Below are 12,011 nucleotides of genomic sequence, written 5' to 3'. Positions count from 1 at the left end.
CGGGAGGGGCGGGTGCCTCGGCATCCGCCCCTCCTCCACATTCAGGAAGAAGGAATCACCATGAGCGTTCTCACCCTCGACCAGGTCCGCATCCACGCAGGCTCCAGCACGCAGGACGCCGCCCTGCAGGAGGCCACCGACATCCTCGTGGCCGCCGGCGCCGTCACCCCCGCGTACGTCGACGCCATGCGCCAGCGCGAGCAGACGGTGTCGACCTTCATGGGCAACGGCCTGGCGATCCCGCACGGCACGAACGACGCGAAGGATGCCATCCTCGGCTCCGCGCTCTCGGTGGTCCGCTACGACGGCGGCGTGGACTGGGACGGCGAGCCCGCCACGTTCGTCGTGGGCATCGCGGGCCGCGGCGACGAGCACCTCGAGATCCTCTCGCAGATCGCGATCCTCTTCTCCGACGAGGATGACGTCGCGAAGCTCAACGCCGCACAGACCCCGGAGGAGCTCTACGCCCTGCTCTCGGCGGTGAACGAGTGAAGAAGGCGGTCCACTTCGGCGCCGGCAACATCGGGCGCGGCTTCGTCGGGCTGCTGCTGCACGAGGGCGGCTACGAGGTCGTCTTCTCCGACGTCGCCGACGCCCTGGTCGACGCGATCAACGCGGTCGATTCGTACACGGTGCACGAGGCCGGCCCGGGAGGCGTCGACCACGCCGTCACCGGCTTCCGCGCCGTGAACAGCAAGACCGATCCGGATGCCGTGGCCGACGAGGTCGCCACGGCCGACGTGGTCACGACGGCCGTGGGTCCGACCGTGCTGCGGTTCGTGGCGCCGACGATCGTCGAGGGGCTGCGCCGCCGCTCCCCCGACGCCGCCCCGCTGCAGGTCATGGCGTGCGAGAACGCGATCGGCGCGACCGACACCCTGCGCGCGGAGGTCGAGAAGGCGGCGGGCGCGGATGCCGGCGACCTGCTCTCGCGCGCCGTGTTCGCCAACACCGCGGTGGACCGCATCGTGCCGGGACAGCCCGCGGACGGCGGTGTCGACGTGACCGTCGAACCGTACTTCGAGTGGGCGATCGAGACCGGGGCCTTCGACGGCGCTCTGCCGACGATCCCCGGCGCGCATTTCGTCGACGACCTGGCGCCCTACATCGAGCGCAAGCTGTTCACGGTGAACACCGGGCACGCCGCCACGGCGTACTTCGGCGCCCGTGCCGGGATCGAGCGCATCTCGGATGCGCTCGACGACGCCGAGATCGCGGCTCGGGTCTCCGCCGCCCTGGAGGAGACGTCGGCGGTGCTCGTCGCACAGCACGGTCTCGATCCTGCCGACCTCGCCGACTACCGCGCGACGATCCTCGAGCGCTTCCGCAACCCTGCACTCGTCGACACGGTGCAGCGCGTGGGACGTCAGCCGTTGCGCAAGATCTCGCGCAACGAGCGATTCATCGGCCCCGCGGCCATGGCCGCAGAGCGCGGGCTGTCGACGACGGCGCTCGTCGGCGCGGTCACCGCCGCCCTCGAGTTCGACGAGTCGGACGACGAGCAGGCCGTGGAGCTGCAGCAGCTTCTGCGCACGGAGGACGCCGCGGCGTTCACCACCCGCACCACGGGGCTCGCGCCCGAGCATCCGCTCTTCCCGGCGATCCACGATGCGGTCGTGTCGCGGCAGACGGCGCTGCGCGCCTGAGTCCTGCGCCCTGTCGCCCCTGCGCCCCCTGCCGTTACGATCGGCAGGGGGCGCAGTCGCGCGAGCACGGTGTCGTGTGAGCAGGATGCCGTGTCAGCACGGTGCCGTGTGAGGAGCAGCATGAGCAGGTACGCCATCATCGGCGCGGGTCCGTCGGGACTGGCCGCCGCGCGGGCGCTGACGCGTCGGGGTGTCGCCGTCGACGGCTACGAGGCCTCGCACGGCGTCGGCGGGCTCTGGGACATCGACAACCCCCGCAGCACGATGTACGAGTCGGCTCATCTCATCTCGTCGAGGACGACGACGGAGTTCGCCGAGTTCCCCATGCGGTCCTCGGCGGACTACCCCGGTCACCGTGTGCTGAAGGAGTACTTCGAGGAGTACGCGGACCGCTTCGACCTCGTCGATCTGTTCCGCTTCGACACGACCGTCACCCGCCTCGAGCCGCGCGACGGCGGTTGGGACCTCACGAGTGTGGACGCGGAGGGCACACGGACGCGGCGGTACGCGGGAGTCGTGCTCGCGAACGGCACCCTGGCGACGCCGAGCATCCCCGCCTTCGCCGGCGCGTTCACCGGTGAGCTGATGCACACCAGCGACTATCGATCCGCCGACCAGCTCGAGGGACGACGCGTGCTGCTGATCGGCGCGGGCAATTCCGGGTGCGACATCGCCGTCGACGCGGTGCACCGAGCGGCGTCCGTGGACATGAGCGTGCGCCGCGGCTACTACTTCGTGCCGCGATACCTGTTCGGACGCCCCAGCGACACCCTCAACCAGGGCAGGCCGCTGCCGGCTCGCATCAAGCAGGCGGTCGACAGTCGGGTGCTCCGCGCGTTCACCGGCGACCCCGTGCGCTTCGGCTTCCCCCGGCCGGACTATCGGATCTACGAATCCCATCCGATCGTCAACACGATGATCCTCAACCATCTCGGGCAGGGCGATCTGCGCATCCGTCCCGACGTCGACCGATTCGACGGGGCGACCGTGCGGTTCCGTGACGGGTCCGCCGACGACTACGACCTCGTGCTGCTCGCGACCGGATACCGGCTGGACTACCCGTTCGTCGACCGCGCGCACCTGTCGTGGCAGGGCGCAGCCCCTCGTCTGTTCCTGAACATCTTCCCGTCCTCGTTCAACGGTCTGTACGTGATGGGCATGATCGAGGCGTCCGGCATCGGCTGGCAGGGGCGCTACGAACAGGCCGACCTCCTGGCCGCCTACCTCCATGCCGCCGAGCGTGACCCCGGCGCCGCCGCGCGGTTCCGGGCCCGTGTGAGGACCGCACCGTGGCCGGACCTCACCGGCGGCTACCGCTACCTCGGGCTGGACCGCATGGCGTACTACGTCAACAAGGACGCGTACCGCACGGCCGTACGCCGGGAGCGGCTCGCGATCGAGCCGTAGTCTGGAGACGTGCAGAAGAAGCGTGGCCGTCGCGTCCTGAAGGTGATCGTCTGGGGACTCGTCGCCGTCCTCGTCCTCGGAATCGGCGGCACCGTCGCCTGGAGCCAGATCGGGGTGATGCCGGCGGAGCGGGCACCGCTGGCGAGCGTCAGGGAGAACCCCGCGATCCAGGTGGAGGATGCCGAGCAGGGGATCGTCCTCACCCCGGCCGACGGCGCCTCCGACCGCGGCCTGGTCTTCGTGCCCGGAGCGAAGGTGGATCCGTGGGCGTACGCCCCGATCCTGCAGAGCCTCGCCGAAGAGGGCGTCACGGTCGTGATCACGCGCCCATGGCTCAACCTCGCGTTCTTCGACCTCCGCGGACTCGACGCGTTCACCTCCGCCGCCCCCGACATCGACGACTGGGCCGTCGGCGGTCATTCGCTGGGTGGCGTCCGCGCCTGCCAGCTGGCCGCCGATGCCGAGGCACTCGTGCTGTTCGGCTCCTACTGCGCGAACGACGTCTCCGACTCCGATCTCGCGGTGCTGAGCCTCTCGGGCACCGCAGACGGGCTGTCCACGCCCGCGAAGGTCGATGCGGCCCGCGACCTGCTGCCGGCCGACGCCAAGATGGTCGCGATCGACGGAGCGTCGCACGCATCGTTCGGCGACTACGGCCCGCAGTCCGGCGACGGAGAGCCGAAGATCACGAGCGACGAGATGCACGCGCTGGTCGCCGAGATCCTCGGCTCCTTCATGGCGGAGCTCGCCCCGCGCTGACCGGCTGCCAAGGGTGGACGGCGGTCAGCCGATCCGCTTGATCAGCGAGTCGAGACCCATGCCGTAGTCGATGCGGACGACGGGGAGTGCCAGCTTGTCCGTGCCGATCTCGACGTATCCCGGCTCGATCGTGCGCGCCATCTCGTAGCCGGCCATCGTGACGCCCTGCTTCGCCGTGTCGTTGTAGTGACCGTAGGGGTAGGCGATGACCTCGCGTACTCCGAGCACGTCGGCGGAGGCGTTGAGGTCTGCGGCGATCTGCTCGGCGGTCCAGTTCACCATCCGTCCCTTGCCGTTGTCGCCCGCCTTGTGCATGTCATGCGTGTGCGATCGCCGGAGGACGTACTCCGAGGGCGGAGGATCCTGACGATCCGCGGTGATCATGAACGAGGTCGAGAGGAGCCCGTACCGATCGATCACCGGCACCGCCAGGTCGAACCACGTCTGGTCCGCGTCGTCATCCGTGATGATCACGGAACGCGCGGGCAGTGAGAGCCGACCGTCGATGAACGCGCTGAGCTCATCCCACGTCGGGAGGTAGAAGCCGGTGCTCGCGATGTGGTTCATCTGCGCGTCGAAGTCGCCGATGTACGCGTAGTTGCCCCGCAGCCATCCGGACTCTCCGTCGGGGTTCGTCGTGAACTGGTGGTACATCAGGATCGACACCTGCACGTCGGCGGCCGCGTTGGCCTCCGGCGTGGTCCACGCGGCGAACAGGGCTACCTGCTGATCGACGCAGACGACCGGGTCGGCGCCGTTCACCCGGGCGGCGACCGTCATCGCCGTGGCATCGGCCTCGGTCGCGTACCAGCCCGCGAACACGCGGCCGTCCTGGGCGGGGATCGGAAGACCGACGTACAGGGCGTCCTGATGCTGGAGCATCGGGTCCTGCGGTGCGCCGTCGCCCACGAAGCTCACCGCGCACGCCAGCGGGTCGTCCGCATCCGCGAGGAGCCGCTGTGCGGGCGTCAGAGAGCGTTCGATGGTCGCGGTGCTCGTGCGCGGAATGACCTCCGCCGGCGTGCGCGTGACCAAGGCGTACGCCAGGGCGGCTCCCCCGGCGAGGACGACGACGGCACTGATGATGATGACGAGGCCTGCACGGCGTCGTTTCCCCCCGGAAACCATGACTCAGACGTCGAATCCCTCGGCGATCATCTCGACGAGCTCCTCGCGCTCCTCGACCGGCAGGAACGCCCCGGCCGCCGCGTTGAACTGGAAGGTCTCGAGATCGTCGAGGTCGTACTCGAACGTCGCCACGAGGTTCGCGAGCTCCCGCGTGAGCGACGTGGCGCTCATGGTGCGGTTGTCGACGTTGACCGTGACGGCGAATCCGAGCTGGTAGAGCAGATCGAACGGGTGGTCGGCGAGGGTGTTGCCCCATGCCGTGATCGCCCCGGTCTGCAGGTTCGATGAGGGCGAGAGCTCGAGCGGGATCTCGCGATCCCGCACCCAGCGGGCGAGGTCGCCGAACTGCACCTGCACCTCGTCGCCCTCCTGGGTGATCACCTGCAGGTCCTCCGCGATCCGCACGCCGTGCCCCAGACGCAGTGCGCGTCCGTCGATCAGCGCGGAGCGGATGGAATCGGGGCCTGCGGCCTCGCCGGCGTGCACCGTCACCGGGAAGAAGTTCTCGGCGAGGAGGTCGAATGCAGCGCGGTGATCCGAGGCGGGGAATCCGTCTTCGGGACCGGCGATGTCGAACCCGACCACACCACGGCCTCGGAAGCCGACCGCGAGCTCCGCGATCTCCCTCGAGCGATCGGTGTGCCGCATGGCGCTGAGCAGCTGGCCGACGCGGATGCTGCGACCGGCGCGATCCGCGGCATCCTCGCCCTCTTCGATGCCCTGCTGCACGGCCTCGACGGCCTGCTCGAGCGAGAGTCCGCGCGTGAGGTGCTGCTCGGGAGCCCAGCGCACCTCGCCGTAGATCACGCCGTCGTCCGCCAGATCCTGCACGAACTCGCGCGCGACGCGGGTCAGGCCCTCCGTCGTCTGCATGACGGCGGTGGTGACGTCGAACGTCTTCAGGTACTCGACGAGCGAGCCCGAGTCGCTCTTCGTGGCGAACCACTGCCCGAGCGACCTCGGGTTCGTCTCGGGAAGAGCGAGTCCGATCGCATCCGCGAGCTCGATGATGGTCGACGGGCGCACGGCGCCGTCCAGGTGGTCGTGCAACGACACCTTGGGCAGGCTGCGCAGGGAGGCCCCCTGGATGGTGACATCACCGTTCGCGTCGATCGACATCGGATTCCTCTCGGTCGCGGATTGAGCTCAGTTCAGGCTAGCGGTCGCCGCTCACGCCGTGATGCGCTCGCGCACGATGGGACCCGCGGTCGGAGCCTCGTCGCCGACGGCCCACGCGCCCTCCAGCGCCTCGAGCGCTCTCGGGAATCGCGCCTCATCTGCAGCGGAGAGGGTGAACAGCGGCTGACCGGCCACCACCCGGTCGCCCGGCTTCGCGTGCAGATCGATGCCGGCTTCGAAGACGACCGGATCCTCCGCCCGCGCGCGTCCTGCACCGAGCCGCCAGGCTGCGACGCCGAACGGCAGTGCATCCATCTGCGAGACGACGCCGTCTGCCGGTGCCGTGACCACGTGGGTCTCCCGCGCCGTCGGCAGTGCCGCGTCGGGGTCGCCGTCCTGGGCGCGGATCATGGCCTTCCAGCCGTCCATCGCGCGTCCGTCGTCGAGAGCCGCCTCGACATCGGCGTCCGGCTGTCCGGCCAGCGCCAGCATCTCGCGAGCCAGGGCGATCGTCAGCTCCCGGACGTCGGCGGGTCCGCCGCCGGCGAGGATCTCGACCGACTCGCGCACCTCGTTGGCGTTGCCTATGGCGAAGCCGAGGGGCACGTTCATGTCCGTCAGCAGCGCGGTGGTGGCGACGCCGGAGTCGGTGCCGAGAGCGACCATCGTGCGGGCGAGCTCGCGCGCCCTGTCGATGTCCTGCATGAACGCTCCCGAGCCGAACTTCACGTCGAGCACGAGCGCGTCGGTGCCCTCGGCGATCTTCTTCGACATGATGCTCGAGGCGATCAGCGGGATCGCCTCGACCGTACCGGTCACATCACGCAGCGCGTAGAGCTTCTTGTCGGCGGGAGCGAGGCCCGAGCCTGCGGCGCAGATCACCGCGCCCACATCGCCCTGCATCTGCGCGAACATCTCCTCGTTGCTGAGCGCCGCGCGCCACCCCGGGATCGACTCGAGCTTGTCGAGCGTGCCGCCGGTGTGCCCGAGACCACGACCGGAGAGCTGCGGCACCGCGACGCCGAACACGGCGACGAGCGGCGCGAGCGGCAGGGTGATCTTGTCGCCGACGCCTCCGGTGGAGTGCTTGTCCACGGTCTTCTTGCCCAGGGTGGCGAAGCTCATCCGTTCGCCCGATGCGATCATCGCATCGGTGAGTACACGGATCTCGTCGCGCTCCATGCCGCGCTGGAAGATCGCCATCGCGAACGATGCCATCTGCGCATCCGACACGTAGCCGCGCGTGTACGCGTCGACCATCCAGCGCAGCGCCTTCTCGGGCACCGCACCTCCGTCGCGCTTGGCGCGAATGACATCCACCGCGTCGAAAGGCTCAACGCTCATCGCCACTCTCCTTCTGGTTCCTGAGCCTGACGAAGGGCTCGGGGGCCGAACGCGTCCGGCAGTACTTCATCGATGGTCCGGATGCCGGAGACGGTCTCCAGCAGCATCCCGGGCATCGCGTGTTCATAGAGCAGCTGCCGGCAGCGTCCGCACGGCATGATCGTCTGCCCGTCGTTGTTGACGCACACGAAGGCGACGAGCTGCCCGCCGCCCGACATGTGCAGGTCGCCGACGAGCGCGCACTCCGCACACAGCGTGACGCCGTACGAGGCGTTCTCGACGTTGCAGCCGGCGACGATGCGTCCGTCGCCGACGAGGGCGGCGGCGCCCACCCGGTAGCGCGAGTACGGCGCGTACGCCTTCGTCATCGCCTCGGTCGCGACCTGACGGAGTTCGTCCCAGTCGATGTCTGTCATGTCTCTCCTAGGACTTGATGTACGGCTTGCCGCTGGCAGCGGGCCCGCGGATCTGACCGGCGAAGCCCGCCACCGCGAGCAGCGTCACCACGTACGGCAGCATGAGCATGAACTCGCCGGGAATCGGGGTCTTCAGGATCGACAGCAGGTTCTGCAGGTTCGTCGCGAAGCCGAAGAGCAGGGCGGCGAGCGTGGCGCGGATCGGGTCCCAGCGGCCGAAGATCACGGCGGCGAGGGCGATGAAGCCGAGGCCAGCGGTCATGTCCTTGCCGAACTGCGGCACCGAGACGAGCGTGAAGTACGCACCGCCGATGCCGGCGATGGCGCCGGCCAGGAGCACGTTCCAGAAGCGCGTCGCGTTGACCTTGATGCCGACGGTGTCGGCGGCCTGCGGGTGCTCGCCGACGGCGCGGAGCCGCAGCCCCCACTTGGTGCGGTACAGGCCCCAGGCCACGACGGCGACGGTGATGAACATGAGATAGACGATGAACGTCTGGTTGAACAGCACCGGTCCGATGATGGGGATGTCGCTGAGAAGCGGGATCTCGATGCGACTGAACCGCACCGGGGTGTTGAGCGTCGCCTCGTTCGGAGCGAGGAGCGCTCCGTAGAGGAACCCGGTGAGACCGCTGACCAGGACGTTGAGCACGACACCGACGATGACCTGCTCGACGAGGTACTTGATGGCGAATGCCGCGAGCACGGCGGCGACGAGCACGCCGCCGACCATCGCACCCAGCAGGCCGATGAACGCGCTGCCCGTGATGCTCGAGAGCAGGGCGGCCGAGAAGGCGCCGAGCAGCAGCTGACCCTCGATCGCGACGTTCACGACACCGGCACGCTCGCCGATCACTCCGCCGAGCGCACCGAACACGAGCGGCACCGACAGCGACACGGCACCGAAGAGCAGACTGCTCACGGGCACGAGTCCGCCGGCACCGGCCCACACGAGGAACCCGAAGACCGCGAGCACGCTGAAGGCGATGACCAGCCAGATCGACGGCGTGCGGTACGACCATGCGCGCAGGAAGGCCAGGACCGACAGCACCGCGAGGATCGCGATGATGACCCAGCTCGTCGGCCCGGTCGGCAGCGCCACGTCGGGCAGCGCGAAGGGCGAGGCGGGGTCGTTGAGCCGGAAGCTGCTGGTGCCGCTGCGCGGAACGAGCAGGAACAGGAGGGCCAGCAGCACGGTGGCTCCGGCGAGGACGATCGGCGCCTTGAGGTGCCGCTCGCGCACGGTGGCGAGCTGCACGGTTCCGTCGGCGGCTTCGGTCTGGGCGAGGGAGGTCATGCGGTCACCGCCTTCTTCGCGGCTTTGGCTCTCGACTTGGCCGCCTTCTCCGCATCGGTCTTGGGAAGGAAGAACACGGCGCGCAGCAGCGGCGGCGCGGCGATGAACAGCACGACGAGCGACTGCACGACGAGCACGATGTCGACGGGGATGTCCTGCGCCTGCATGGAGAACGACCCTGCCTTGAGGGCGCCGAACAGGATGCCGGCGGCGAACGTGCCCCAGGCGCGGCTGCGCCCGAGCAGTGCGACGGTGATGGCGTCGAAGCCGATGCCCGCGTCGATGGTCTCGGTGAGGCCGGTCGTGACCGCACCCTGGATCTGGTTCATGCCTGCAAGCCCCGCGAGCGCACCGGCGAGGAGCATGGCGTAGACGTAGACGCGCTGCACGCTGATTCCGGCGGCGCGGGCGGCGTGCGGGTTCTCGCCGACGGCGCGCATCCGCATGCCGAGGGACGAGCGCTCGATCAGCCACCAGACGAACAGCGTCGCGACGATGACGAGGACGAAGCCGAAGTCGAGCAGGGGGAACTGCGGCCCGAGCAGCTCGGGGAACTGCGCGCTCTCCGGCGTGGCATAGCCGAGGGCCTGGTTCGTGCCCGGCTTCTGGAGGAGGCCGGGGGTGCGGATCATCCACAGCAGCAGGTAATACGCCACGTAGTTCAGCATGATCGTGAGGATGACCTCGTGCGCCCCGGTGCGGGCCTTGATCAGGCCCGCGACGGCTCCCCACAGTGCACCGCCGGCGATGCCGGCGATCAGCGTCACAGGGATGTGCAGCCAGAACGGCAGATCGAGCTGGAACGTCAGGAGCCCGGCGACAGCGACGCCGATGAGCATCTGCCCGCGGGCGCCGATGTTGAACAGGCCGACGCGGAACGCGAGGGCGACGCCGAGACCGGCCGCGATGAGCGGGGCGGCGAAGCCGAGCGTGTTCGTCAGAGGACGGATCTGAGCGGCGAAGTCCGCACCGCGCGCGTTGAAGATCGCTCCGCGGAACAGGGCCTCGTAGCCGTTGTAGACGGCGTTCCACACGGCGGCGATCGTGTCGCTCGGACGCTGGAAGAAGTAGCCGGATGCGGTGAGGACGTCCTCGTTGGTGAGGGCGATGAGGATGCCGCCGACGACGAGCGCGAGGAAGATCGCGAGGATCGTGGTGACGGCGCTCCCCCGCAGCATCTCCTTCAGGATGACATTGCCCCGAGGGGGCGGCGGCACGTCTCCGGAGTCGCGCAGAGTGGTCGTCGTGTTCAGCGAGAGCTGATCGCCCGACCCCTCGTTCGAGCCGGCCTGCGGCGTCGTACCGCTCATGCGGCCACCTCTCCTTCGGCGGCGCCCGCCATCATCAGTCCCAGGGTCTCACGGGGGGTGTCGCCGGGGACGATCCCGACGATGGTCCCCCGGTACATGACCGCGATGCGGTCGGCGAGAGCTGCGACCTCGTCGAGCTCGGTCGAGACCACGACCACGGGGATCCCCGCGTCGCGCGTCTCGATGATGCGCTTGTGGATGAACTCGATCGACCCCACATCGACGCCGCGCGTCGGCTGAGCGGCGACGAGGAGACGCAGTTCGCGGCTCATCTCCCGCGCGATGACGACCTTCTGCTGGTTTCCGCCCGAGAGCGTGCCCGCCGGAGTGTGCGGACCCTGAGCACGGATGTCGTACTCCTTGATGCGCGCGTGGGCGAAGTCGTCGAGCGCCGCACGACGCAGTGTGCCGCCGCGGCTGAACTCGGGGTCGGCCGAGCGATCGAGGATCAGGTTCTCTGCGACGGTGAAGCCGGCGACCAGTCCGTCTTCCGTGCGGTCCTCGGGGACGAAGCCGACACCGGCGTCGAGGATGGCCCGCACGCTCCTGCCGACGAGTTCGGTGCCGTCGAGAGTGATCGATCCCTCGACGCGCGATGCGAGGCCGACGATGGCCTCGACGAGTTCGGTCTGTCCGTTGCCCTGCACACCCGCGACGGCGAGCACCTCGCCGGGACGCACGGTGAAGTCGACGCCGTCGACGACGATGGCCCCCGCGGCGGTGAGCACGCGCAGGCCGGAGACCACCAGACCGCCCTCGCCGAGACGCGGAGCATCCTTCTTCACGGTGAGCTCGACCGCGCGGCCGACCATGAGCGACGCCAATTCGCCGTTCGTGGCCGTGGGCGATGCTTCGCCCACGATGCGCCCGAGACGCACGATGGTGATGGTGTCCGCCACTTCGCGAACCTCACGGAGCTTGTGGGTGATGAAGACGATCGCGGTTCCCTCATCGCGGAGCTGGCGCATGATGGCCATCAGCTCGTCGGTCTCCTGAGGGGTGAGCACGGCGGTGGGCTCGTCGAACACGAGCACCTTGGCGTCGCGCGAGAGCGCCTTGATGATCTCGACCCGCTGCTGCACGCCGACGGGGAGATCGCCGACGACGGCGTCGGGATCGATGTCGAAGCCGAAGCGGGCGGCGACCGCGCGCACGTGCTCGCGGGCCTTGGCGATGTCGAGGGTGCCGACGCCCTTGGTCTGCTCGTGGCCGAGCATGACGTTCTCGGCGACGGTGAAGACGGGCACGAGCATGAAGTGCTGGTGCACCATGCCGATGCCGGCGTTCATCGCATCGCCGGGGCCGCGGAACCGCTGCACCACATCGTCGAGGAGGATGTCGCCCTCATCGGCCTGGTACAGGCCGTAGAGCACGTTCATCAGCGTGGACTTGCCCGCACCGTTCTCGCCGAGCAGCGCATGGATCTGCCCGGGCTCGACGACCAGGTCGATGTGGTCGTTGGCCACGAGGGTGCCGAATCTCTTGGTGATTCCGCGAAGTTCGAGCTTCATATCTGCACCTTATCCAGAAGTGTGATCCAGAGGGTCTGCGGCGCAATCACCGGGGATCGCCCTGGTGCGCCGTGAAC

11 protein-coding genes are annotated in these 12,011 nt (G+C 69.1%); 4 read left to right on the top strand and 7 right to left on the bottom strand.

Annotation, left to right across the window (positions count from 1 at the left end; translation table 11 throughout):
• The first annotated feature begins 60 nt into the window (after nt 1-60).
• From ASD43_RS16320 to ASD43_RS16305, 4 genes are all read left to right on the top strand, one after another.
• Nucleotides 61-492, top strand: coding sequence for a PTS sugar transporter subunit IIA (locus ASD43_RS16320; protein WP_056420925.1), 432 nt, complete (start codon nt 61-63; stop codon nt 490-492).
• Nucleotides 489-1,646 carry a mannitol-1-phosphate 5-dehydrogenase gene (locus ASD43_RS16315; RefSeq protein ID WP_056420922.1) on the top strand — a complete coding sequence of 386 codons (1,158 nt, stop codon included), beginning with the start codon at nt 489-491 and terminating at the stop codon, nt 1,644-1,646. Before ASD43_RS16320 ends, ASD43_RS16315 begins: the two co-directional genes overlap by 4 nt.
• A 120-nt stretch (nt 1,647-1,766) precedes the next feature.
• A complete protein-coding gene (locus tag ASD43_RS16310; protein ID WP_056420919.1) occupies nt 1,767-3,053 on the top strand; it encodes a flavin-containing monooxygenase in 1,287 nt (428 codons plus the stop codon).
• A gap of 9 nt (nt 3,054-3,062) precedes the next feature.
• Nucleotides 3,063-3,812, top strand: a complete 750-nt coding sequence (locus tag ASD43_RS16305; protein ID WP_056420916.1) for an alpha/beta hydrolase — start codon at nt 3,063-3,065, stop codon at nt 3,810-3,812.
• Nucleotides 3,813-3,836: 24 nt separating this feature from the next.
• Here ASD43_RS16305 and ASD43_RS16300 read toward each other — a convergent pair whose 3' ends face one another.
• The 7 genes from ASD43_RS16300 to ASD43_RS16270 are packed head-to-tail and all read right to left on the bottom strand — an operon-like array spanning nt 3,837 to nt 11,934.
• A complete protein-coding gene (locus tag ASD43_RS16300; protein ID WP_056420914.1) occupies nt 3,837-4,940 on the bottom strand; it encodes a polysaccharide deacetylase family protein in 1,104 nt (367 codons plus the stop codon).
• Nucleotides 4,941-4,943: 3 nt separating this feature from the next.
• A complete protein-coding gene (locus ASD43_RS16295; protein WP_056420907.1) occupies nt 4,944-6,059 on the bottom strand; it encodes an adenosine deaminase in 1,116 nt (371 codons plus the stop codon).
• Nucleotides 6,060-6,110: 51 nt separating this feature from the next.
• Nucleotides 6,111-7,403, bottom strand: a complete 1,293-nt coding sequence (locus ASD43_RS16290; protein WP_045253521.1) for a thymidine phosphorylase — start codon at nt 7,401-7,403, stop codon at nt 6,111-6,113.
• Complete coding sequence (locus ASD43_RS16285) at nt 7,400-7,819, bottom strand: cytidine deaminase (protein ID WP_045253522.1); 420 nt, start codon at nt 7,817-7,819, stop codon at nt 7,400-7,402. Before ASD43_RS16285 ends, ASD43_RS16290 begins: the two co-directional genes overlap by 4 nt.
• A 7-nt stretch (nt 7,820-7,826) precedes the next feature.
• Complete coding sequence (locus ASD43_RS16280) at nt 7,827-9,113, bottom strand: ABC transporter permease (protein WP_056420901.1); 1,287 nt, start codon at nt 9,111-9,113, stop codon at nt 7,827-7,829.
• Nucleotides 9,110-10,423 carry an ABC transporter permease gene (locus ASD43_RS16275; protein ID WP_056420899.1) on the bottom strand — a complete coding sequence of 438 codons (1,314 nt, stop codon included), beginning with the start codon at nt 10,421-10,423 and terminating at the stop codon, nt 9,110-9,112. The genes ASD43_RS16280 and ASD43_RS16275 overlap by 4 nt, the downstream gene beginning before the upstream one ends.
• Complete coding sequence (locus tag ASD43_RS16270) at nt 10,420-11,934, bottom strand: ABC transporter ATP-binding protein (RefSeq protein WP_056420897.1); 1,515 nt, start codon at nt 11,932-11,934, stop codon at nt 10,420-10,422. Before ASD43_RS16270 ends, ASD43_RS16275 begins: the two co-directional genes overlap by 4 nt.
• Nucleotides 11,935-12,011: the final 77 nt, after the last annotated feature.

The sequence above is a fragment of the Microbacterium sp. Root553 genome, assembly GCF_001426995.1.
Classification (GTDB): Bacteria; Actinomycetota; Actinomycetes; order Actinomycetales; family Microbacteriaceae; genus Microbacterium.
This window is presented reverse-complemented; position numbering and strand designations above follow the sequence as displayed.

Bases quoted from the DNA above. Each gene is read 5' to 3' on its own strand.
- ASD43_RS16320 (WP_056420925.1), top strand. From the start codon at position 61: ATGAGCGTTCTCACCCTCGACCAGGTCCGCATCCACGCAGGCTCCAGC.
- ASD43_RS16310 (WP_056420919.1), top strand. From the start codon at position 1,767: ATGAGCAGGTACGCCATCATCGGCGCGGGTCCGTCGGGACTGGCCGCC.
- ASD43_RS16300 (WP_056420914.1), bottom strand. From the start codon at position 4,940: ATGGTTTCCGGGGGGAAACGACGCCGTGCAGGCCTCGTCATCATCATC.
- ASD43_RS16295 (WP_056420907.1), bottom strand. From the start codon at position 6,059: ATGTCGATCGACGCGAACGGTGATGTCACCATCCAGGGGGCCTCCCTG.
- ASD43_RS16290 (WP_045253521.1), bottom strand. From the start codon at position 7,403: ATGAGCGTTGAGCCTTTCGACGCGGTGGATGTCATTCGCGCCAAGCGC.
- ASD43_RS16285 (WP_045253522.1), bottom strand. From the start codon at position 7,819: ATGACAGACATCGACTGGGACGAACTCCGTCAGGTCGCGACCGAGGCG.
- ASD43_RS16280 (WP_056420901.1), bottom strand. From the start codon at position 9,113: ATGACCTCCCTCGCCCAGACCGAAGCCGCCGACGGAACCGTGCAGCTC.
- ASD43_RS16275 (WP_056420899.1), bottom strand. From the start codon at position 10,423: ATGAGCGGTACGACGCCGCAGGCCGGCTCGAACGAGGGGTCGGGCGAT.
- ASD43_RS16270 (WP_056420897.1), bottom strand. From the start codon at position 11,934: ATGAAGCTCGAACTTCGCGGAATCACCAAGAGATTCGGCACCCTCGTG.